Here is a 23,765-nt window from a genome sequence, read left to right as displayed (position 1 = left end):
ATTCACTTACTTAAAGCGGGGCGGAAAATAGGACGTTTTCCGCCGGCCATGCGACACGGACGTCGCTTTGGCCGAAACACATGTGTTTCGCCCCGCCCGCTTTCATCAAGAATTTAAAGCCCTAGTTTGGCACGACGAACGCAGGGTTGAACAAGTGTGCTCGGGACCCTCGCTCCCACTCAGACCCCAACGATCAGGCTCTAACGCTCCTCTAGCGGCGAACTCTTCTCCCCCTCATAGCTCACATGAACCCCCGTCCGCACAACGTGCTGCGCATCCAAATCCAGCGGCAAATTCTCAAGTTCCCGCAAGCTAGCCAAGACTTCCTCCGGGCGAACACTTCCGGCATTCCCCATCTCAACTTCTAGGTCAAAGAAGATCTCATCCCCCTGGATTTCGCCGGTCAACTGCTTGATCCAAGGTCGAATATCCTTATCTGTCGGCCCTTTCTTCGTATAGCGCGAAAAGGTCACATGTTCTCGAGCGAGCCAAGCACTGACCGCTTCCTGCAAACGTTCCGGCAGAATCGGTAAAGCCATGGGCACACGGATCCGATAACTGGCTGCATTGAGCACTGCCATCAAGGATTTGGCTCCGGAATCCAGAGCACGACCTTGGAGCAGGCGGATTCCCGGTGGTAATTGCTCCTGAACCCGGGCAAGGACCTCTCCCAAATCCATGTCCTGCTGGAGATCAATATCCACGTACTCCCGCTCCCCTTCTGTTCCCACGGCTAGCGCGAAACCAAAGGATATTTTAGGACGGGGGTTAAACCCTTCCGAATAGGACATCTTGATCTCGGCCCGCCGGATCGCTCGTTCAAAAACCCTGGTCAGGTCCAGGTGCGCAATATATCTGGCATCTTCAATTTTGGTATAGGCGATTCTTAGCCGCATGGCAACTCACCCTTTCAACTCAATCTGAACCCCTCGGCTTGGGCAAACCCCGCATCCCGTACAATCATCGAAGCGACAATCCATGGTCTTCGCTTCCTGCAGGGCCCGATGATGCTCGTCAACCAAAAACTCTTTACTTACTCCACTGCCTATGTGGTCCCAAGGTAAGATATCATCATAGTCCATCGCCCGATTCGCATAAAAAGACGGGTCAATTCCTAACTCTTGGAGTCCCTGCATCCAGACGCTGTATTTGAATTGCTCACCCCAACCATCAAAACGACAGCCGTGTTGGACTGCCCATTCCAGGAGTGGCGCCAGCCGTCGATCCCCTTTGGCAAAGACGGCTTCGAGGTAACTGGTCTTCACATCATGATAATTATAATTTAAACGACGATCTCGCATCTTCTCCCGTAGATATCTCTGCTTTAGGTCTACTGAAGAGCCTGCTTCCTGAGGTTCCCACTGAAAAGGGGTGTGGCTTTTGGGAACGAAGATACTGGTCGAGATGGTCACTTTGATATTTCGGCGTCCTAGCTTGGTTCCTAGATTGGCAACTTTCTTAGCCAGATCGATAATCCCGTCAATGTCTTCCTGGGTCTCTGTCGGTAACCCCACCATAAAGTACAACTTAATCGTGGACCAGCCCTTTTTAAAGGCAGTCTCAGCGGCATCCAGGAGGTTTTGCTCTTCGACCCCTTTATTAATCACGTTCCGTAAGCGCTGTGAACCTGCTTCTGGAGCAAAGGTCAACCCCGATTTGCGAGCTTTTTGAACGGTCTCAGCAAGATCGACATCGAAGGAGTCTACTCGCAGGGATGGGAGTGATACTCCCACCCCTTCTGCTCCATGCTTTTCGAGTATGTCATAAATGACCGGCTGAATACAGGAGTAATCTCCAGTGGACAGTGACGTGAGGGCGATTTCATCATATCCCGTCGAACGTACCAATTCCTCTGTTTGCTTGAGGAGGGTCTCCTTAGAGCGCTCGCGAACGGGTCGATAAATCATACCCGCTTGACAAAAACGGCAGCCCCGTGAGCAGCCGCGCATGACTTCAAGCATCATTCGGTCATGCACAATTTCCATATACGGAACCACTGGATTGGTGGGAAAAAACCCTTGGTCTAGATCTTTGACGATGGCCTTTTCGACGACGGGAGGAACACCCGCTTCAGCCTCAATCTTTTCTATACGACCGTCTGGCTTATATGTAACCTGGTAGAAGTCCGGCACGTAAACCCCTTGAACCTGGGCAACTTTCTTTAAAAAGTCCCGGCGAGGGAGGGGGTTTTTCTTCTGCTCGGCCACGAGGCGCAGCACTTCCGGCAACTGTTCTTCAGATTCCCCGATGAGGAAAAAGTCGATAAATCCGACCAATGGTTCAGGGTTATAAGCACAGGGACCTCCGGCAATGATCCAAGGATCTTCCGGGCCGCGCTCTTCTGTGCGCATGGGAATCCCCGCTAAGTCCAGCATATTCAGGATGTTGGTAAAACTCATTTCATATTGCAGGGTAAACCCGACGACATCAAAGGCTTTAAGCGGTTGAAAGGATTCTAAGGCATACAGCGGAATATCCTTCTCCCGGAGCTCTTTCTCCATATCGATCCAAGGCGCAAAAACTCTTTCACAGAGAAATTCCGGAAACGAATTCACTAGGTGGTAGAGGATTCGGGTTCCCAAATGGGACATTCCGACTTCATAGACATCTGGGAAAGCAAAGACCATTTGGACCTCGGTTTTATCCCAGTCTTTCTTGATTGCATTCCATTCGGATCCGATATAGCGGCTTGGTTTCAAGACTTTTGGTAAAAAGCGTTCGACCTGCCGGCGTATCTCCGCCGCAGTAATTTTACTCATGCTGTCAATGAGGCCTCCTTGTAACTATATAGTGAACTTATATTATATCACAGTTAACTCAAATCCCCTATATTTTTACAGAGATTGCCCTCAGATATCTCGTCTATAGTTTACCCACTGGAAAGTGAATTCCCTCCCGCAACATCCCTTCTACGATATCTGTCTCCGTAAGAATTTTATCCATCCCCATTTTTCCATTCGTTAGGCTGACCATGGCGTAACGATCCGGAGTAAATTCCTCCACGATTCGCACCAGGGGAGTATTGCTCTGTACCGTGACACAAATATTACGCATCAAACCCTTTTTCATGAGTTCTTCTTTCTTACGGGTTAATTGTCTGAGAAAGGTAATATGGGCTGTCGAGATTTCTTTACTACCTGCCAGCCAAAAGAAACCCCCTAAAATCAGAAAAAAAAGCGGTCCTTCTGTAAACTTTCCCTGAACTCCTAAGATTATGCCGTATAGGGCAAAGATGACTCCCAGCCATTTCCCAGCCCACGCCAAAAACTTCGTGGTCCGGACGAATCCAAATCCCCCTACAAAAAGAGCCCGCACGACCCGTCCACCATCCAGTGGTAAAACAGGGATTAGATTAAAGGCCCCAAGCCAGAAATTATAGCGCACAAAATCATCGGAAAATTCCCCCGTCCAGAACCCATTCCAACGCAAGACCTGGGCAGCAAATAAAAGGACGATGTTAAAGGCAGGACCAGCCAGCGCCATGATGCTCTCCTCTAATTTTCTCCCCTCAAAGAGATCATCACAGTAGGCAGCTCCTCCGAAAGGAAATAGCTCCAGCCCTACGACTTTAAAGCCGTAGGCTTTGGCCGTTAGGAGATGCGCTAATTCATGCCCCAAAACAAGAGCAAAGACGAGAAGAGCCTGGGCAGCTAGACCCAGGACTCCGTAGAGTAACAAAACCAAAAGAAATGTGGGATGGATTCGGATGCTCACCCCGAATAGCTTCACAAGCTCCATTTCTCACCCTCCACTTTAGATTTCTAGCCTTAGATTCCTTAGACACCAACTATTTCGTGGTCTCTTTTAGCTAATTCTTGGACTCAGGAGGGATTAGATAAGGTATTGGATTGACTGGCTGGTTGTTCTTTCTCAGCTCAAAATGCAGCCAAGGCTTCTTCAAGGGTGCGGAAAGACCGACCGTTCCGACAACGTATCCCTTGGCAACTCGCTGACCCTGCTGAACGTAAATTCCGCCTAGGTTCCCTAACACCGTAGTCCAACCATCCCCAAAATCCACTTTCACGTACTTCCCTAATTGGGGATCTTCCCCCACAAAAGTTACTACCCCATCCGCGGGAGCTACGACGGAGTTTCCCAAAGCACTCCCCACATCAATTCCATTATGAACTGACCCTTCAGGATTGCTGCCTCCCTTTCCCACTTCTCCAAAGGCAGCCATCACCGGTCCAGAAATAGGAGGCAAAAATTGACCGATCATCTTAGCGTCAACGGGAGTACTCTTGACTCCGACACCCCCTAGAGACAAGGCTTCTTTAGCCATACCCGTCATGACTTGGTAGTAATTTCCTGAATCCATAGCGCTTCGGTAGGTTGAATGAATCCCTCGCGAAAAGGGGTCTGCACTATTAGCGCTAAAGAAAATTAACAGAAAAAGTAACGCTGCTAAAAGGGTTCTTTTTTGGGTTCCATTCCAATGGTTGAGGAAGTTTCCCCATCCCCTCTTCACAGGTCTTCGGAAACGTCCCGTCGTATGGTCAGGGTGTCCAGATCTACCCCGCCCTTGTTCTTTTCCCACTTCTTGGATGGCCCGTTCCCATTCCCAGTCATCCCAGCGTTCAAAAGGATTCATCCCACTCAACCCCCTTCTCGAGGTTCGATGTTCGAGGCACATGCTCGAGGTTCGATGTTCGAGGTTCGATGTTCGAATTGTGATTTCGATTCTACGAATCGAAGAACGGAATTGAACTTAGACTTGGAATTAGTCTGAAGGCTTTAAATACTATGCGAACTTTGTTCGCTTCAAGTTCGAACCTCGAACTTCGAACCTCGAACCTCGAACCTCGATTATGGCTCGTACATCCTCTAATAGTCTACGCGAAAGCAAAAGAAATAGAACTGCGATGCAGTTCTATTTCTTTTGCGAGGTTCGATATTCGAGGTTCGTGGATCGATTTTTGATTCGATTCTACGAATCGAAGAACGGAATTGAACTTTAATTGAGCATCATTGAGAACATTGGGTATTCGATGATCGAATCGAAATTCGGCTTGAAACTGCTATGTTTAAAATTGTCCTGCTAACTCTGTTCGCTTCGATTCGATCCTCGAACTTCGAACCTCGAACCTCGATTAGGCTAAAGACTTTAAATTACTGTGCGAACTTTGTTCGCTTCAAGTTCGAACCACGAACCTCGAACCTCGAACCTCGATTAAAGCCTCGAACCTCGAACCTCGATCAAAACATGCGCCTCTGGTGTCTTAAATTGACACTTAAGAGTAGGCCAATCGAAACCATATTGGCCCACAATGCACTTCCCCCCGCGCTGATCAGCGGGAGTGGAATTCCTGTGACAGGCATAATCCCGGAGGTCATACCTACATTGACTAGAATGTGAAAGGTGAACATGGAAACCACCCCCGAGACAATCAACATTCCGTACATATCCCGTGCTTTCAAAGCAATGTTGATGGCGCGCAATAAGAAGATTAGAAACAGGAAGAGGAGGGTGATCGTTCCGATAAAGCCGAACTCTTCGCCAACCACCGAGAAAATAAAGTCGGTATGGTGCTCAGGTAAGAAATTCAACTGGCCTTGTGTACCCATTCGATAGCCTTTACCCCATAACTCACCCGACCCAATCGCCCACAGGGATTGAAGAATATGAAAACCATCTCCCGACTTATCAGCTGTAGGATTTACAAAAATCGTTAAGCGCTTTAATTGATACTCTTGGAGGGGAAGAGGGAGTCCTTGAGCCCATTGTAACCACTTTGGTAAATTTGTAGCGAAGTGGAGCCAAAGCGCACCTGCCACTGTAATAACCCCTGCTACGATAAGACCCCCGAATTTCCAAGGATTTGCCCCTGCTACAAACATCATTCCGATAAATATTGCCACAAAAACCAAGGTTGTTCCTAGGTCGGGCTGCTTAAAAATCAGCAGCATGGGCATTAAAACAAACAAAAATGGCGCTATGAAATCAGTGAAATTATTGAGTCTGCCTTCTCGCCGGGCCAAAAAGTCTGCAAACGTTAAAATGATAAAAATTTTGGCAAACTCTGAGGGTTGGATTCCGATCGAAGAGGTAAAATAAATCCAACGAGTAGCCCCTTTGGCCGAGTCACCAAAAAAGATAACGCTTAAGAGCAGGGCCAGATTAAAGCCATAAATCCACCAGCGAAAAACTTGCCATTTCTGATAATCAATCACAGCCACGACCACTGCAATGACGAGACCACTCAAAATCCAGACAGTCTGAGTCTGCACATAGTGGAGAGGATTCGACTTCATCACATTGATCGAGGCGGTGCTTAAAATTACCAGACTGGCTGCCAGTAATAACAATGTAAATAGTATAAATAAGAAGTCTAAGTTTCTTAAAGCTCTTCTGTCCACGATATAATCTCCCTATGATTTTTGTGTTGACGGATACTCGTTTATTATAACATAAGGCGAGGCAAGATGCGCGATGCGCGAGGTTCGAGGTTCGAATTGTGATTTCGATTCTGCGAATCGAAGAACGGAATTGAACATAAAAACAAGGGGCGTAACAAACTTCATAGTTTTGTTACTGCCCCAGAAGAATACTTACGCGCTATAGGATGGACTCTACCTCCTTCGCGCGTGTTCCTATCGGGAAAGGCGCTCGACGATAGTCTCCAATTGGAGACTATCGTCACAGCAGCAGAGTACGGGAATCCACTCCCACTTGAAGAAGTGGGAGTCTTACGATTGGACAAAAGTAATTATCCTGCGAACTCTGTTCGCTTCAATTCGAACCTCGAACCCCTTTTTCGAGATTCGATGTTCGAGGATCGAAGTTCGAATTGTGATTTCGATTCTACGAATCGAAGAACGGACTTGCACTTAGACTTGGAATTAGGCTGAATGGCTTTAAATAACTATGCGAACTCTGTTCGCTTCGATTCGATCCTCGAACTTCGAACTTCGAACCTCGCGTAAGCGCTTCGGTTACCCTTTGGCTGCGTAGTCTCGCTTCATCTTCACGACGGGGATGTTGGCGACTAGGGCCACTTCCCGATCGTCTTGACATAGATTGAACTCGAGTGCCGCTTCATCAATCTCCATATAGTTAGAGATTACTTTGACTAGATCTTCCCTTAGTCTGTTCAGCATGGCAGGCGATATGCTAGCGCGGTCATGCACCAAGACGAGCCGAAGGCGTTCTTTTGCTACTGTCTTGCTCGAGGCGCTTTCCCTGCCAAGCATCCGGCTGATAAATTCTAACAAGGACGATTCCTCCTCTCAGTACCGAACGGTTAGCGAATCCCAACAAGTCTTTTTAGTCTATCCATGATTCCAGAGGGTACCTCAAGGTTCATAAGAGGTACGTCCTCTCCCATAATCCGCTTTGTAATGCGACGATAGGCCTCTCCTGCTTTTGACCCCTGATCCATAACTGCGGGTTCTCCGCGGTTTGTGGAGACTACGATACTCTCGTCTTCTGGAACAACTCCGATTAATTCGATTGCCAAAATATCTAAGATGTCTGAGATATCCATCATATCTCCACGTTTTACCATTTCGGGGCGGAGACGGTTGATGATTAACTTCGGATTTCTCAGTTCGGCAGCTTCTAATAAGCCGATAATGCGGTCCGCGTCGCGCACTGCACTGACTTCGGGCGTACAAACGACTACCGCACGGTCTGCGCCAGCTATCGCGTTGCGAAAGCCTTGCTCGATACCTGCCGGGCAGTCAATGATCGCATAATCAAACTCTTCTTTAAGTTCTTTGGCTAATGTCTTCATCTGTTCGGGACTAACTGCTGTTTTATCTTTAGTTTGGGCAGCTGGTAGCAAAAAGAGGTTTGTAAAACGTTTATCTTTAATGAGTGCTTGCTTAAGCCGACAATTCCCACTGGTTACATCCACTAAATCGTATACGATGCGGTTCTCAAGACCCATTACAACATCAAGGTTGCGCAAACCGATATCGGTATCGACTAGGACGACTTTATACCCATTAGCAGCTAAGCCGGTACCAATATTTGCGGATGTTGTCGTCTTACCAACGCCCCCTTTTCCGGAAGTTACAACGATTACCTCACCCATAGTTAGACCTACCTTTCCTTATCGATTTTCGATGTTCGATGTTCGATGTTCGAATCGAAGCGAACAATGTTCGCAGAAGATTTTAAGCCAAAAAGATTAATTCCGTTCTTCGATTCGCAGAATCGAATTCAAAGTTCGAACCACGAACCTCGAACATCGAACATCGCGTTATCGAGCCTTGCTTCGCCAACCATTCATACCAGCCGCTTCAACCGTTAATTGGTCATCTTTGATTTTGGCAATCTCCGGTCCTCGTCCGTCGGCTCCATCATCAGGTGCCCTGGTTACCAGGTCCGCAATCCTTAATTGGGTGGGTGCCAAATGATACGCGCTCACGGAGGCTTTTCGGTCACCGGTTGCTCCTGCGTGGGCAACTCCTCGAAGGGATCCCAGAACAACAATGTTACCCGTGGCAATGATTTCTGCGCCAGGATTAACGTCACCCATTACAACGACATGACCCTCAAATTGTACACTTTTCCCAGAACGCAGTGTTCGTTCTATAAAGAGACAGCGTCCTTCCACCATCCCTTCCTCCCAGAGACGTGCTTCCCTCTCCTGGCTTGCGTAGGACTGCGTTTTGCCAGGGACGTAGACCTCTTCCGTGGTTAACCATCCTGCAAGTTCTAATTGGTTTTGTCTTAAAATTGTTGCCAGACTTGCTTGTTCATCCTCGGAAAATTCCTTTTTCCCAGCATAGCACCGGACGTTCGCGCCTTGGAGGAATTGATCAGAGTTTTTTAAAAGATTTTCCAGTTCGTTCATTAGCAATCTAAAGTCCGCGGCAGGATCGAGGTATAGCACCAATCCTTCGCGGGTTCCTTTAAGTGCCACGTGTTCAGTCCGTGTCAACCTGCCCAATCCCCCATCGCTTTGTCATAATAAATGCTCCTCTATAAATTCTACAAGGTTGTCCCAATTCCCTTTTTACTATCTAAAAAAACGAGGATAAATTTCCTCGTTTTTTAGCCTCCATTCGCGTTCTTCCAACCAAAATACTTCATAAAGGCGGCCTTGGCGACGTAACCTGCCGTATCCCCTCCATGCCCTCCAAATTCAACGATCCCGGCAAAGGCAATTTGTGGATTATCATAAGGGGCAAACGCTACAAACACACCGTTGTATATATCTCCCGAAATCGTGTCCTTGGACCCGATCTGGGCGGTTCCAGTTTTACCTCCCCCAGTAAATTCCTGCACATCAGCGAAGAGAAAGGAGGCCGTCCCTTCCCCTGTTGTAACAGCGCTCATCCCTTTTTTGACCGCATCAAGGACCTCGGGAGAAACCGAGACGGTATTTAGAACCTTAGGTTCATATTGCTGTACCGTGTCCCCAGTAATTGGGTCCATTAGCTTATCGACAACATAAGGCCGAAAGTGTTTTCCACCATTCACCAAGGTAGCAACATAATTGGCTAATTGCAACGGAGTGTAGGAGTTATACCCTTGCCCAATAGAATTAAAGTGACTGTCATAGACCTTCCAGTCCACATGTTCACTGACCATTTGCCTGTACCATACAGCAACCTGTTTAATCTCTGATTCTTTTGCCGTTTGCAGTTTTTGCTTAGCTTTAGCGTCGGTCGCTTCAGTCAGCTTGGTGGCGTAATTACTCTCAATATCGGCCAGTTTTTTATCCCGAGACCTCTCATAGGTAGGGCCAAAATACGCTTTCTTCCATTCGGCAGAAGGTGCTATTCCTTTAGCTTCTCCGGGTAAATCAATACCGCTTTCGACGCCTAATCCGAATTCATGGGCGATCTGACCAATCGTCTCCGGATTAGCCTCAAAGGCGCGGCGGCCCATTATTTGAAAATAAATATTCGAGGATTTGGCTAGGGCTCGAGTAAGATTGATAGAACCAAAATTGTTTCCACCCCATTCAGCGGTACCTTGTTGCTGAGCAGCAAGGTTCCCTAAGGAAGACATGGCACCGTTGACCCGCTCCTCCGGCGTTGTTACTTTGAGTTGTAAAGCAGCCATGGCTGTCACCATTTTGAAGACCGAACCTGGTGCATACACCCCTGACAAGGCCCGGTTAAGTGACGCCGCTTCTGAGGCCCGTTTAGGGTCTTGAGGCCAATACTTATCTGCCATTTGGTCCGAAATTATCCCGATCAAATCATTCGGATCCATTGCAGGCCGAGAAGACATGGCTAGAATCTTGCCTGTGTTGACATCGATGACCACAGCTGCCCCGGCATGAGCCGTTGGGCTTTTTTTCTGTACGTCTTGAATGACTTCATCGAGTTTATCGTCGACGGTTTTTTGTAGGTCAGCGTCAATCGTCAGTTGGACGGTTTTCCCTGCTTGTGGTGGCTTAATAACCTGTTTGGAAATAGGACGGGCTCGATTATCCACTTCAACTTGTTGGATTCCTTCTTGACCCCGCAACCAGAAATCATAGGATTTTTCGACCCCCATCTTGCCCACGATGTCTCCCTGAGCATACTCAAATCCTACCTTTTGCGCATCTGGATTTTTATTTAACTGATCAATTTCCGGTTTTGCAATTTCACGGACATACCCCAGGAGCTGACCAAGCAGAATTTTCTGAGGGTAGTCGCGCACAGGAATTGCTTCCACACTCACTCCCGGAAGCTCCTCTTGATGCTCGGCGATGACCGCTTGGAGCTTCGGAACCACCTTATTCAAGATGATAACGGGGCGATAGCGTTCCCACTGGTGGTTTTGGATATTGGCTAAAATATCTTCCGTGATTGAATCCACCGTCTGATTAGTGTTAGGCCAGTAGGGTTTAATATAACCTGCTAATCCACGCACGACATCTTTCCAAGCACTGCCCTTTGCTTGTTGTAAATCCATCCAATCCAGGTGCAGCACAAACTCCGGAACACTCGTTACCAGGAGCTTGCCGTTTTTATCGACGATATCACCTCTCGTGGGAGGCACCTTAACCTGCTTTACGAAGTTACCCTTGGCCATTGCCGAATAGTAGGACCCTTGGGCAATCTGCAAACGCCAGAGGTTCGAGCCTAGAATTAAGAAGACTAAAAGCACTACGATGCTTAAGCCCCAAAGTCGATAAGTATAGGGTTTTCGCTCTTTGTCATCCAACTTGCAAACCTCCTCTTCGATACGTTTTGCGATGTTCGATGTTCGATGTTCGATGTTCGTGGTACGATTTGTGAATTCGATTCTGCGAATCGAAGACCGGAATTGAACAGGGATACTTAATCGTCCCGCGAACTTGTTCGCCTCCAATTCGAATTTCGAACCTCGAATATCGAACTTCGAGATATGAACGCTAGCGTTCATATCTCGGCCGATAGCGCAACCAGCCGCGAACGAAGGATTGGTGAACCCATGGGTAGGTCACGGGAACCAGGATGGCATTGTACAGGGATACTCCGATGACTAATCGCAGGATATCTGTAAAAGCCCAATGAAGTCCAGCTCCCAAACTTAAAAAAGAAACCAGTATTTGCCCCACTGCGGTTACCAGAAAGACCATAAAGGTGGTTAAGAGGAAATTTTCTCGGTACCAGCGCTCGGCTAGCCAATTGCTCAAAATAGCGACCACTACAAGTGTGAGTGTATACATACCAACGTAGCGCCCTAAATAGAAGTCTTCAAATAAACCCGCCCCAAGTCCCCAGATCCCACTGACGGACATACGATGATGCATGGCGATATAGATCGTCAGTAACATGAGCAAATCCGGTTTAATTCCTGACCAAGACCAAAAGTGGAAGAGTGTTCCCGGTAAAATCAGACTCAAGAGAAACATAACTGCGATCAAAACGTAACGCATTACTTTCCCCCCGCCATTTTAACAATATAAGCCTCTTCCAAGGCATCAAAGTCCATGAGTGGTTGAATGTAGGCCGTTTTGAGTAAGCCTGAGGGATCAAGCTGAATCTCCTTTACTTGACCGATGGGGATATCTTTAGGGTACACTCCTCCGAGCCCTGACGTTAGCACTAGATCTCCTGGATTTACACTGTCCTCTCTGCGAAAGAGCATTTGTAAATTCCCTTCCGGAGTCAGGCGCGAACCACGATTATAATTTCCTTGCACAATTCCGAAGGTACTAACACCCGTGCTTCCGTGTACCAGGGCACTTACTTGTCCTTCCCCGTCAAGGATTAGTAAGACTTCCGAGGTGGTCGGTGTGACCGACACAACCTTCCCCAAAAGCCCTAAATCTCCGATCACTGGGTCATTTGGGGCGAGCCCATCCGCGCTTCCCCGGTTTAGGGTTAAGGTTCGGTACCAATTGGTAGGATTACGATTAATTACACTCGCACCGATCTTTTCAAACTTAGCGAGGGTCGGACTGCGAAACTGACCCTCATCAAGTTCATTATAGCGCATACCGGCCAGTACTTCTGTTTTGAGTTTTAAATTATCCCCGGTTAACTGATCTACCTGCTTGAGAAGAGCCTCATTTTGGAGCTGTACCTCTCGGAAGTTCCATAAGACTCGAAAATTTTCCTTAATGCCATTCCCCAAGTTAAGAATTGGTTGTTCTAACGGGCTTAAGACGCGTTGCATAACCCCCCCAACTGGGTTGGGGAAATGACTACCCAGTCCGGTTAGACGGATGGTTATGAGTACACCTAGCATCAGAAAGAAAACGAGAACCGCAATTCCCGTTACATTTACTCTTTTCCCCACCACAATTCCCCCCCGCTATTTTTAACTCTTTTGCGAGGCGGCAATTTTCCGAAGGATCTCCGCATGTTCCAAGACATGTCCTGTGCCTATAGCGACACATGACAACGGGTCCTCCGCTAAGTGCACCGCGATGCCTGTTTGATCAGAAATCAATCGGTCCAGGTTGCGCAGTAATGAGCCGCCACCTGCCATCATAATACCACGATCCATAATATCCGACGATAATTCCGGGGGAGTTTTTTCCAAGCATGATTTTACAGCATCGACAATAGCCATCACCGGTTCTTGTAGTGCCTCTTGGATTTCCTCTGAGGAGACTTCAATGGTTTTTGGAAGACCTGTTAATAAATCTCGCCCGCGCACTGTATACATACCCTTTTCTGCCATGTACGCGTAACCGATTTCAAACTTGAGTGCTTCCGCGGTTCGATAACCAATCATCAGATTATATCGTCTTTTAATATGAGCGATGATCGCATCATCCATTTCATCACCGGCCACACGGATCGAACGACTTGTCACTATTCCACCTAAGGAAATAACCGCGACTTCCGTTGTACCCCCACCGATGTCAACGATCATGTTCCCCGTCGGTTCACTGACTGGAAGTCCAGCGCCAATAGCTGCTGCCATAGGTTCTTCTAAAATAATCGGATCTTTCGCACCGGCTGCCATAGCAGCTTCTTTCACGGCACGTTCCTCGACCGGAGTGACACCAGAAGGCACGCAAATAACCACACGAGGCCGGATAAAGGGATGTTCGGTTCCCAGGGCACGGCTAATAAAGTATTTCAGCATTTTTTGGGTAACATTAAAATCTGAGATTACCCCATCTTTTAGTGGACGTATCGCCACAATATTACTGGGGGTCCGACCGATCATTTCTTTAGCACTATCCCCTACGGCCATTGGGGTCTTTGTCGTTATATCCATTGCCACCACAGAAGGTTCCCGGACAACAATCCCTCTTCCTTTGACATGAACCACTGTATTTGCTGTACCTAAATCTATCCCTAAATCTCTGCTTAAAAAATTAAAACCAAACATTAAATTTAAACTCCTTCCAAGATCGATGTTCGATGTTCGTGGTACGTGGTTCGAATCGAAGCGAACAACCTTCGCAAATTGATATTTAAGCCAGCTTGAGAGTCTAATCCGTTCTTCGATTCGCAGAATCGAATTCACAACTCGATCCACGAACATCGAACCTCGAACCTCGCTACAGCACGCCCCGCTCTTTCAAACTGATAAACCGATTATCTCCAATAATCACATGATCTAAAACCTCAATCCCCAGAATCTTTCCCCCGTCTGCCAACCGACGCGTGACCTCAATGTCTTCCTGACTGGGAGTCGGATCCCCACTGGGATGATTGTGCAATAAAATAATGGCGTTTGAATTGCGCCGGATCGCTTCTTTAAAACACTCCCTTGGATGGACCATGGATGAATTGAGCGAACCAATCGAGACTGGGCTGATTCCCAAGACATGATTTTTCGTCGACAACGAAACAACTCGAAAATGCTCACGATCCAGGAATCTCATTTCTTCCATTACGATGTGTGCCACATCCTGAGGAGAATTAACCACGGGTCTCGACATCGGATCTACAGAGACTGAACGACGCCCTAATTCTAAGGCGGCTTTCACTTCTGCAGACTTTGCTTTTCCTAAACCGTGTATTTGGGCCAGTTCATGAACTGTTAGCTTGCCTAACCCTGAAAGTCCACCGACACTGACCAAAATCCGTTCAGCTAGCGTTAAAACATTTTCTCCTTTGCTGCCGGTACGCAAAAGAATGGCCAATATTTCCCGATTTGATAATGCTTCGGGACCTAGTTGACAAAGTCTCTCACGGGGCAAAAGTTCCTCCGGTAAATCCTTCAAACGCCGATAATCCATCATCCACCTCGCGTGAAGCGATATTTATCTGCCCAATCCCCCACGCCTTCAACTGTTCCGTAAGATATTCCATCGGTAAGCCAATGACATTTGTCAAAGATCCTTGTATAGATGTGACAAATTTCCCGGCTCCCCCCTGAATTCCATACGCCCCGGCCTTGTCCATCGGTTCTCCACTGGCTACATACGACGTAATTTCATCCGTTTCGAGTGGGCGAAAATGAACAATGGTTTTAACCACGTCCTCGACGAGCCTTCCCGATCCAGAAACTAACGAGACTCCCGTTAAAACTTCATGAGTCCTGCCACTTAGATGTTTCAGTGTTTCAACCGCTTCTTCAGTCGACGTAGGTTTCCCCAATATTCGGCCGTCTAGAACCACCATCGTGTCAGCCCCTAACACCACATCCTGCGCGTTTCCCCCTGATTCCAACCAGTGGGTTAAACCCGCTTGGGCTTTGCGTACTGCCAACTGCCTTACCCCGATTTCCGGAGTAATCTCTTCTGTCAGCACTTCTGAAACGGAAGCCTTAACCGTTTCAAAGGTATACCCTCCCTCGCGAAGCAACATCGCCCTCCGAGGAGATGAAGAAGCAAGCACGAGCATATTACACCTTCCTTGACAACAAATATCCTCCTAAGGCCCCCAAAAGCGTCGCCATAGTAATACTCAAGCGAATACCGAAGGAGAGCGAGAGGAAAAAGAAATCTAAGTAAGTATGGGAGGGTATATCGATAACGGCAGGCCTCAAAAACGGTGCAAAAATACCGTATTTTTCTAAGCCAAGTCCAACTAAAGTCCCAATGGCAGCACCAATCAAAATGAGTAAGACGGTTCTACCTGTGCTCGAAGAATTGCGCCCAACCGCCATAGTTCTTTCCCCTTCCACTAAGTAGTAATATTTTACAACAGTCAACATAGACCCTTGTTTATACTACATTTAAGTGTAGCATCTTCCCCTTTACTAAGCAAGTTCGACAAGTGTGAGAGTAACACAAGTCCTATTAAGATACGCACTGAAACAATGAAAAAAGGGGGTTCAAATCTTAATCCCCTTTTTTCATTGTTTAGTTTTACCTTAACAGCTCCGCACCCGCAATACCTGGCTTGGTCATCTCATAGGGGTTCAAGATCACATCGAGTTCTTCTTTTGTCAGAATTCCCTTTTCCAATACGATATCGCAGACTGGTCGACCACATAGGATTGCTTCTTTGGCCACGCTTGATGCTACCTCATAACCCACATGAGGATTGATGGCTGTCACTAAACCAACGCTATTTTCCACCATCGCTCTGCAACGCTCTACATTGGCTGTGATGCCTATGACACAGCGTTCTCGAAAGATACGAGTCACATTGCGCAGGATGTCTAACGATTGGAGTAAATTAAAGACCATCACTGGCTCCATGACATTAAGTTCTAGTTGGCCAGCTCCACAGGCTAAACCAATGGTAAAATCATTCCCTTGTACCTGAAAGGCCACTTGATTGACCACTTCCGCGATCACTGGATTGACTTTTCCAGGCATAATTGATGAACCTGGTTGCATAGGTGGTAGATTTAGCTCATTTAATCCCGTCCGTGGCCCTGAGGCCATCAAGCGCAAGTCATTGGCGATCTTGGAAAGGTTTACGGCAAGTGTTCTTAATGATCCTGAAACTTCCATGAAGGCATCCGTGTTTTGAGTCCCATCAACTAGATCCTCGGCTAGTCGCATGGGTAAGTGAGTCCAGTCACGCAAATACTCAGTTACTTTTTCAATATATTTAGGATCTGCATTTAATCCTGTGCCCACCGCCGTCGCGCCCATGTTCATGACTTCTAGGGATCGTATCGCTTCTTTAATTCGCTTAATATCTCGCCCTAACATGTGGGCATACGCTGCAAACTCCTGGCCTAAACGAATGGGAACGGCATCTTGCAAATGCGTTCTCCCCATTTTTATAATACCGTCAAACTCTTGAGCCTTATCTGCAAAGGCCTGGCGTAAACTGTCTAAGGATTCGAGCAAATCATTGGCTACATTCAGACAAGCAATCCGGATTGCCGTAGGGAAAACATCGTTGGTGCTTTGAGCCATGTTGACATGAGTGTTGGGATGGACTTTAAAGTATTCACCCTTTTTTCCACCAAGAATCTCAATTGCCCGATTAGCAATGACTTCATTGGCATTCATATTCATGGATGTCCCGGCACCACCCTGGATTACATCCACCACGAATTGCTCGTTAAACTGACCATTGATCAGTTCCCTAGACGCCTGCACAATTGCTTTTCCTATAGAAGGATTCAAACTTCCAATATACATATTCGCCTCAGCTGCTGCACCCTTAACCATACCTAACGCACGAATTAACTCCCCATGGGGAGGATACCCCGTAATAGGGAAGTTCTCTACCGCACGGAGTGTTTGAATCCCATAATACACATCGTCCGGAACTTCATGGACTCCTATTAGATCCTTTTCTTGCCGCATAGTACACGTCTCCCCCAAATAATATTAACTCTGTATATTGTATACATAATATATCAACTCAAGAGGTCTGTCGAGAATTTATGTTTAGAGATTTTCCATTCAGCTGAAGTTATTGTCCGGAACATTATTTACACTGGATTATTATGAATCAAACAAAGCAATTTATGCAGAGCAAGCTACCCGGGGTAGGGTCACCAACAATGTCAAATTATTATTGAAAGAACCGAGGATAAATTCCTCGGCTCTTTTCAATAATGATTTCTGCAACTGATTATATTAATCTTGTCAACGTCAATTTGATAAATTAAACGGTGAACATCTGTAATGCGACGACTCCAATATCCAGATAATTCATGTTTCAATGGTTCAGGCTTACCAATTCCTTCATTCCCATTCCTTTCAATATCTCGTATTAACTCATTGATTTTTTTTAATATTTTCTTATCTTCTGTTTGCCAATACAAGTAATGATTCCATGCAATATCTGAAAATATCTTAATCATCCAGCAATTCCCGTTTCTTTCCTTTACCACTTTTAAGCTGTTCTATGGATTTAAGGAGTTCATTATAATATTTAGGGTTCCTTCTCACGTAAATATTTTCCAGAAGGTTATTGTATTCAGCCTCCGAAATCATAACCACATTTTTTCCACGTTCGCGAGTAATAATAATAGTCTCAAAATCATTTGTAGCCTTTTCGCAATATTCTTTAAAATTTTGTCTTACAGTCGAATAACTTATTGCTATCATATAATCCACCTCGCTTTTATTGTACATTATATTGTACAATAAAGCAAGATGTGCTTGTATGTCATCTAAACAAAATAATTTACTTTTTTTAAGATTTGCGTGTTCCATTCTTTCTAAGCCCAAGAGGGTCGCGTCACACGGCGCGAACGCCTTTGCGTGAGTCGTAGCCAAACTCGGCTTTAATCCGCTTTCATAAAGCAGGGCGGAACACAGGGACGTGTTCCGCCGGCCATGCGACAAGGATGTCGCTTTGGCCGAAACACATGTGTTTCGCCCTGCCTGCTTGCATACGGCTTAAAGCCCTAGTTTGGCACGACGATCGCATGGCTGAGCAAGTGTGACGCGACCCTCCCGCCCTCTCGGCGCCTTCCTATTGATACTTCCAAATCGTCCAATTGATTGCATCAAGTAGAGCCTGAGCGCTAGCCTTGAGGATATTCTTAGAAACACCGATGGTCCCCCAAACTTCATGTTCCAGTCGAGTATCGATGATCACGCGCACAATAGCTTCTGTACCTCGCGAACCATCCAGAACCCTTACCTTGTAATTAACAAGTTGACTTTGCCCCAAAATCGGGAAGAAACTGACGAGAGCCTGTCTCAATGCTGTATCTAAGGCATTAACCGGACCGTTCCCTTCCGAAGCGATCTGTACTGTATCTTGACCCACTTTAACCTTAACGACGGCCACTGAGTCTAGTTCTCCCCGCAAAGGGTCACTCCAAACATGATAATCTAAAACTTCAAAGGCTGGTGTGGGAACCTTGCCGAGGATTTTCAGAAGTAACAGATCAAGGCTTCCTTCAGCTGCTTCGAATTGAAACCCGTTATGTTCCAATTCTTTGATTTCGATCATGGCACTCTCAACCCGTGGATCTTCTTTAGAAATAGTGGGTTCAAATCGACGTAGACGTTCCCATATATTCGCCTTTCCTGCCTGATCAGAAATTAATATCCGACGTTCATTTCCAACCCCAGCAGGATCCATGTGTTCAAAGGTTCGTTGGTTCTTCAGAATCGCATCTACGTGCATACCAGCTTTATGCGCGAAGGCACTGCGGCCCACAAACGGCTGTTTTTCATCAAAAGGCGCATTGGTAAGCTCAGCAACGTAGCGGGAAAAGGAGGTGATCTTTAACAAAGCTTCCTCGGAAACAACCGAGTAATCCCCAGTAAGCTGTAATAAGGGAATGAGAGTACTTAGATTGGCATTTCCGCACCGTTCTCCAAACCCATTCCAAGTCCCTTGAATTTGAGTGACTCCAGCTTCCACCGCAATCATTGAATTGGCGACTGCAAGACCTCTATCATTGTGGACATGGATACCAAGTTCTTGGGGATTAAATTCCTGCATGACAACTCTGACTCCTTTTGCTACTTCAGCCGGCATGCTTCCTCCATTCGTATCACACAAAATAATGGTCTTCGCCCCTCCCTCGAGAGCCGCCCCGATGCACTTCAAAGCATAATCCCGATTCTCCTTAAAACCATCAAAAAAATGCTCGGCATCAAAGAAGACTTCCCGTCCTTGTTGAAGCAAGAAAGACACTGACTCTCGTATCAAACGAAGATTTTCTTCCAGGTTTGCCCGCAAAACATCCCTAACATGCAGATCCCAGGACTTCCCGAAGATCGTAATCGTCTTCGCTCCTGATGCCAAGAGATTTAACAGAATATCGCTTTGCTCCGGAGACTCCTTGACTTTGCACGTACTGCCAAAAGCAACGATGTGCGCCAAAGGGGAATGCAAGTCGCGGGCTTGTTGGAAAAATTCCTGATCCAATGGGTTAGCACCCGGCCAGCCCGCCTCTACATAAAGACTACCCATTTCCGCAATTTTCTTAACGTAACTTAACTTATCTTGCGTTGAAAAATGGATCCCTTCCCCTTGAGCCCCATCTCGCAACGTAGTATCGTACACAGTGATTTTTTTTCCTTGGTTCTGATTCAATATTCTCCCCCTCTTCTTTCAACTCAGCCTATGCCTTCGAAGAGCAAATGCGTCCAGTTGAAGTGCGTTTTGTTCTAATAAGAGCCTGATGGCGATGTTCCAAGAACTTGCCACGGGCCTATTTTCCCACTTAGTGTAGTTGGCACCTACCAACCTGTAGCGCTTTGCCTGACCCTTCCAGCGGAAATCTAAATACAATTCTTATTGTGCTATTATACGACAGGTTCCTATTACTGTACAACAGGTCAACAATTTTTAACAATAAAACTTACCCCCGTAATGTGCCGAATCAGCGTAAAAAGCCCTATGGCAGTTCCTCCCCAAGAACTGCCACAGGGCTCTTTTTCCACACGGTGCATGCAAGTCACGAACCGTCCCGAACTTGCTCTCGTCTTGCATTCGTCTTGCACGACTCGCTACCATCGTCCCTGACATGCAGAGGGTCGCGATCACACGGCGCGAACGCCTTTGCGTGAGTCGTAGCCAAACTCGGCTTTAAGCCGCTTTCATAGCAGGGCGGAACACAAGGATGTGTTCCGCCGGCCATGCGACAGGGACATCGCTTTGGCCCGAAACACATGTGTTTCGCCTGCCTTCCATCAGGGCTTAAAGCCCTAGTTTGGCACGACGAGCGCATGGCTGAGCAAGTGTGACGCGACCCTCCCCAGAACCGTCCCCTACTTACTTACGTGCTTAATAGCACTTTTGTCCACAGACATTGAAGGTCAGCACTTCGAGGTTTACCGCTAGGTCAACGTTCCGGAGCTCGATCTCTGGTGGTACATTCAAAACGACCGGTGCAAAATTCAGGATGGCTTCCACTCCTGCTCTAATCAATTGATCAACAATTTCTTGTGCGACAGCTGCAGGCACAGCTACTATTCCGATCTGTGTTTGGTTTAGTTTCACGATATCTTCTAGTTGCTCGATGGGCAGAACTTCCACGTTACCGATCATGGTTCCCACTTTTTTAGGATCCGCGTCAAATATACTGGTAATGACAAAACCTCGTTCTCTAAAACCTTTATAGGAACTTAAAGCCAAGCCTAAGTTTCCTACTCCGACAAGGGTAACGCTCCAATTAACACTTAATCCTAGGATCCTCAGAATATGTTGACGGAGATCTTTGACATTGTACCCGACACCCCTAGTCCCAAACTCCCCAAAGTAGGCCAAGTCCTTTCGCACTTGAGCAGGACTAACGCCAACTCCATCAGCAATTTCTCCCGAGGAGGTGGTGACAATTCCTTTTCGATCAACTTCAGTCAAATGGCGCGAGTATACTGAAAGTCGAATAATGGTTGCCTCTGGAATTTTTAGCGTCTTCAATTGGTTCCCTCATTTCTTTGCTGGAATTTGCTAGCTAAGATGATATGCTAATTATAGCACTATCGATTAAAAACGCAATTTAATCCTAGCTCTAATTTCCAAAAAGTTTAAAATATGGAATAGTGCTTTTAAGTCTATTATTTACCAGAAAGAAGGTTTATAACCCTCTGTGACTCATAAAATAACGATAATCCTAAAGCTTTTTGCTCTTCTGGAGTCGTTTTGGTGCGTAGTAAATTATAATATTGATGAAGTTCTTCCAAATCTTTAGGAGGAGGATTATCTGCTTGGGCATTCCATAATTGATGTTCCTTGGCGAGAGCTTCGGCCATCATGCCCCCCTTGAGTATATTGTTAACGTTTGTTAACAGTTCTACTGTTAGTTGTGCACCATTCCCAGCGACTCGGAAGGATCGTTCCGGAAGCGTGATTTGTTTGGGAACGGTCGAAATTCCTTTTTCCGCCAAGAATGTTCGTAACCCTTTTAATTCACTTGCTGAATGCCCTAAGCCAATGCCAACCACCCAGGGATTAGAGCTGATTACTTCGGCTTTAATCCCAAGCATTTTGACTTGCTCTTTACTCATTTGCGCATTGGATTCATTTTGAAAGACGCCGACTTGACAAGTCCAGAAAGTCACTTCAGGTAGAACCAGGACGGTATTATTGTCGGGATTAGTGCCTCTTTGGTCAGTTTGGGCCCCCCGGCTTTGACCCACTAGTTCTATGTAAATTTTTCCGATTCCCCAAGTCAGTAAACCTAATGCCATCATCCCTAAAATTAAAACAACGACTACTCGAATCTGCTCCATAACTTTCATGTCTATTCCCCTTCCGCGTTGTTCTGGACAAACTTCTCTACACGGAAGATATGTTAAGAATTGCAGAAATAGACCGAGAAGACTATGTCGAAAGACCTTGATCAGACGAACAAGGTCCAAGGAAATTAGCAGATACTAAATAATGATTTTTGACAAGCCAAAATAAAAAAGCGCAGCGAGTACAGATGTTGTAGGAATAGTCACAAGCCAGGCGACGAGCATTTGTTGAGCCACTCCCCAGCGCACTGCAGAAACCCGCTTGGCGCTCCCGACCCCCATGATCGAACCTGAAACCACATGGGTAGTGGAAACGGGGAGATGGAGACCTGGAAGCGCAGTCGCTGTCCAGATTACGAGGGATGAACTTAAATCTGCGGCAAACCCATTGATGGGCTCCAGTTTGAAGATCTTCCCTCCCATGGTGCGGATGATCTTCCACCCCCCCGCAGCGGTTCCGGCAGCCATCGCCACAGCGCAGGCAACCTTTACCCATATTTGTGGGGCAAGATCGGTCTGTGATTGTAACCCCGCTGCGACAAGAGCCATGGTGATGATCCCCATGGATTTCTGAGCATCATTGGAGCCGTGGTTAAAGGCCAATAATCCCGCAGAAATGATTTGCATCTTCTTGAACCCATGATTGAGGCGCGACGGCGAAAAATTGCCGAAAGAGAAAGCTAACACCTTCATGACAATAAACCCTAGCACCATCCCTATAATCGGGGAAAGAATCAGTGCCGCAAGAATCTTGCCTAAACCTTGCCAGTGTAAAACGCTAAATCCAACTTTCGCAACAGCTGCTCCAGCCATTCCACCAATCAGGGCATGGGAGGAACTACTCGGAATCCCCACGTACCAGGTGAGAAGGTTCCAGACGATTGCACTAAGCAAAGCAGCAATTACGACCTCTTGGGTCGTAAATTTCGGCGAAACAATGTCTTTGGCGATGGTTTGGGCAACTCCGGTACTATAGAGAGCACCAAAAAGATTTAAGAAGGCTGCCAGAATCACCGCCCGTTTGGGGCTCAAGGCCCAGGTCGAAACACTGGTGGCAATCGCATTAGCCGTATCATGGAAGCCGTTGATGTAATCGAAGGCTAACGCTAAAAACACCACAATGACTAACAGCACACCTAGACTAGTCATATTTCAAGACCACACTTTTAAGCAGATCGGCAATAGCTTCACAATGATCTAAGGTTGATTCTATATGTTCCAAAATCTCTTTCCATTTAATGATTTCTATGGGGTCTTTCTCATGTTCAAACAGTCGGGCCACTTCAGAACGGTAGAGTTTATCTCCTGCACTCTCTAGGTGATAAATCTCTTCTGCTGCCGCCAAGATCATCGATTTCTTATAATGTAAATTTCCTAAGCAAGAGAAAGCTGTCTGAATTTGTTCTGCGGCCAATGTCACCAGATGAACAAGTTCTTGCGCTCCCAGTGAGGGTTTGCTGGTTCGATAGAGAAGCATGCGCTCCACTGTACCTTCCGCATAATCGACGATGTCATCCAGGACTTGGGCAAGTTTATAAATGTCTTCACGATCTAAGGGTGTGATAAACGTGCAATTTAATCGCTCCAAGATTTGATTAGTTACACTGTCAGCTTCGTTTTCGAACCGATGCATTTGAGCAGCATCTTCAGCAGAAACACTATCTTGCTGCATGATCCCATAGAGTCTTTTAAGTGACTTAGAAATAATCTCCGTACTTTCGGAAAAGAGTTGATAAAATTTGTCTTCTTTTGGAGTCAACTTAAACATACTATATCCCCCAACCCTGAACTTTCTCTGATTTTACGGATCGGAACCTCTCATTGAAACAGATTCAGCGACGATTATCTAGTCCAGCGAGT

At 46.6% G+C, this 23,765-nt stretch carries 23 protein-coding genes; all 23 read right to left on the bottom strand.

Annotation, left to right across the window (positions count from 1 at the left end):
- Window positions 1–200: 200 nt before the first annotated feature.
- Window positions 201–896 carry a TIGR03936 family radical SAM-associated protein gene (locus JL57_RS11420; RefSeq protein WP_034142170.1) on the bottom strand — a complete coding sequence of 232 codons (696 nt, stop codon included), beginning with the start codon at window positions 894–896 and terminating at the stop codon, window positions 201–203.
- A gap of 6 nt (window positions 897–902) precedes the next feature.
- Window positions 903–2,759 (bottom strand): TIGR03960 family B12-binding radical SAM protein, encoded by a 1,857-nt coding sequence (locus JL57_RS11415; protein ID WP_034142169.1) that lies wholly within the window; start codon window positions 2,757–2,759, stop codon window positions 903–905.
- A 103-nt stretch (window positions 2,760–2,862) separates the two neighbouring features.
- Window positions 2,863–3,738 (bottom strand): M50 family metallopeptidase, encoded by an 876-nt coding sequence (locus JL57_RS11410; RefSeq protein ID WP_034142168.1) that lies wholly within the window; start codon window positions 3,736–3,738, stop codon window positions 2,863–2,865.
- Between the two features lie 70 nt (window positions 3,739–3,808).
- A complete protein-coding gene (locus tag JL57_RS11405) occupies window positions 3,809–4,591 on the bottom strand; it encodes a murein hydrolase activator EnvC (RefSeq protein WP_034142167.1) in 783 nt (260 codons plus the stop codon).
- A 605-nt stretch (window positions 4,592–5,196) separates the two neighbouring features.
- On the bottom strand, window positions 5,197–6,360 hold the full coding sequence (gene rodA / locus JL57_RS11400) for a rod shape-determining protein RodA (protein ID WP_034142166.1): 1,164 nt from the start codon (window positions 6,358–6,360) through the stop codon (window positions 5,197–5,199).
- A 573-nt stretch (window positions 6,361–6,933) separates the two neighbouring features.
- Complete coding sequence (minE, locus tag JL57_RS11395; RefSeq protein ID WP_034142165.1) at window positions 6,934–7,212, bottom strand: cell division topological specificity factor MinE; 279 nt, start codon at window positions 7,210–7,212, stop codon at window positions 6,934–6,936.
- 29 nt (window positions 7,213–7,241) lie between these two features.
- Window positions 7,242–8,036 (bottom strand): septum site-determining protein MinD, encoded by a 795-nt coding sequence (gene minD, locus JL57_RS11390; protein ID WP_034142164.1) that lies wholly within the window; start codon window positions 8,034–8,036, stop codon window positions 7,242–7,244.
- A 168-nt stretch (window positions 8,037–8,204) separates the two neighbouring features.
- Window positions 8,205–8,888 (bottom strand): septum site-determining protein MinC, encoded by a 684-nt coding sequence (gene minC, locus JL57_RS11385; RefSeq protein WP_034142163.1) that lies wholly within the window; start codon window positions 8,886–8,888, stop codon window positions 8,205–8,207.
- Between the two features lie 113 nt (window positions 8,889–9,001).
- Entirely contained in the window at window positions 9,002–11,113 is a 2,112-nt protein-coding gene (mrdA, locus tag JL57_RS11380; protein ID WP_034142162.1) for a penicillin-binding protein 2, read from the bottom strand.
- A gap of 190 nt (window positions 11,114–11,303) precedes the next feature.
- Entirely contained in the window at window positions 11,304–11,810 is a 507-nt protein-coding gene (gene mreD, locus JL57_RS11375; protein ID WP_034142161.1) for a rod shape-determining protein MreD, read from the bottom strand.
- Window positions 11,810–12,676, bottom strand: a complete 867-nt coding sequence (mreC, locus tag JL57_RS11370; RefSeq protein ID WP_034142160.1) for a rod shape-determining protein MreC — start codon at window positions 12,674–12,676, stop codon at window positions 11,810–11,812. Before mreC ends, mreD begins: the two co-directional genes overlap by 1 nt.
- A 21-nt stretch (window positions 12,677–12,697) precedes the next feature.
- The gene (locus JL57_RS11365) at window positions 12,698–13,723 is read right to left on the bottom strand and encodes a rod shape-determining protein (protein ID WP_034142159.1); all 1,026 of its coding nucleotides are present in this window, start codon (window positions 13,721–13,723) and stop codon (window positions 12,698–12,700) included.
- A 172-nt stretch (window positions 13,724–13,895) separates the two neighbouring features.
- Window positions 13,896–14,579: a DNA repair protein RadC gene (gene radC / locus JL57_RS11360; RefSeq protein WP_034142158.1), complete on the bottom strand. Its 684-nt coding sequence runs from the start codon at window positions 14,577–14,579 to the stop codon at window positions 13,896–13,898.
- Window positions 14,530–15,186: a nucleoside triphosphate pyrophosphatase gene (locus tag JL57_RS11355; RefSeq protein WP_034142157.1), complete on the bottom strand. Its 657-nt coding sequence runs from the start codon at window positions 15,184–15,186 to the stop codon at window positions 14,530–14,532. Before JL57_RS11355 ends, radC begins: the two co-directional genes overlap by 50 nt.
- A 1-nt stretch (window position 15,187) precedes the next feature.
- Window positions 15,188–15,451 (bottom strand): DUF4321 domain-containing protein, encoded by a 264-nt coding sequence (locus tag JL57_RS11350; RefSeq protein ID WP_034142156.1) that lies wholly within the window; start codon window positions 15,449–15,451, stop codon window positions 15,188–15,190.
- A gap of 202 nt (window positions 15,452–15,653) precedes the next feature.
- Window positions 15,654–17,057: an aspartate ammonia-lyase gene (aspA, locus tag JL57_RS11345; RefSeq protein ID WP_034142155.1), complete on the bottom strand. Its 1,404-nt coding sequence runs from the start codon at window positions 17,055–17,057 to the stop codon at window positions 15,654–15,656.
- Window positions 17,058–17,305: 248 nt separating this feature from the next.
- Complete coding sequence (locus JL57_RS11340; RefSeq protein ID WP_034142154.1) at window positions 17,306–17,560, bottom strand: Txe/YoeB family addiction module toxin; 255 nt, start codon at window positions 17,558–17,560, stop codon at window positions 17,306–17,308.
- A complete protein-coding gene (locus JL57_RS11335) occupies window positions 17,553–17,915 on the bottom strand; it encodes a type II toxin-antitoxin system Phd/YefM family antitoxin (RefSeq protein ID WP_366557011.1) in 363 nt (120 codons plus the stop codon). The genes JL57_RS11340 and JL57_RS11335 overlap by 8 nt, the downstream gene beginning before the upstream one ends.
- Before the next feature lie 262 nt (window positions 17,916–18,177).
- Window positions 18,178–19,758 (bottom strand): citramalate synthase, encoded by a 1,581-nt coding sequence (cimA, locus tag JL57_RS11330; RefSeq protein ID WP_034142153.1) that lies wholly within the window; start codon window positions 19,756–19,758, stop codon window positions 18,178–18,180.
- Between the two features lie 693 nt (window positions 19,759–20,451).
- Window positions 20,452–21,087 carry a redox-sensing transcriptional repressor Rex gene (locus JL57_RS11325; RefSeq protein ID WP_034142152.1) on the bottom strand — a complete coding sequence of 212 codons (636 nt, stop codon included), beginning with the start codon at window positions 21,085–21,087 and terminating at the stop codon, window positions 20,452–20,454.
- A 137-nt stretch (window positions 21,088–21,224) separates the two neighbouring features.
- Entirely contained in the window at window positions 21,225–21,908 is a 684-nt protein-coding gene (locus JL57_RS11320) for an SPOR domain-containing protein (protein ID WP_034142151.1), read from the bottom strand.
- A gap of 135 nt (window positions 21,909–22,043) precedes the next feature.
- Window positions 22,044–23,054 (bottom strand): inorganic phosphate transporter, encoded by a 1,011-nt coding sequence (locus tag JL57_RS11315; RefSeq protein ID WP_034142150.1) that lies wholly within the window; start codon window positions 23,052–23,054, stop codon window positions 22,044–22,046.
- The gene (locus tag JL57_RS11310; protein ID WP_034142149.1) at window positions 23,047–23,673 is read right to left on the bottom strand and encodes a DUF47 domain-containing protein; all 627 of its coding nucleotides are present in this window, start codon (window positions 23,671–23,673) and stop codon (window positions 23,047–23,049) included. Before JL57_RS11310 ends, JL57_RS11315 begins: the two co-directional genes overlap by 8 nt.
- Window positions 23,674–23,765: the final 92 nt, after the last annotated feature.

The organism is Desulfosporosinus sp. BICA1-9 (genome assembly GCF_000802135.1).
The sequence above is the reverse complement of the archived record's forward strand: the minus strand, read 5'-3'. Positions and strand labels throughout refer to the sequence as shown.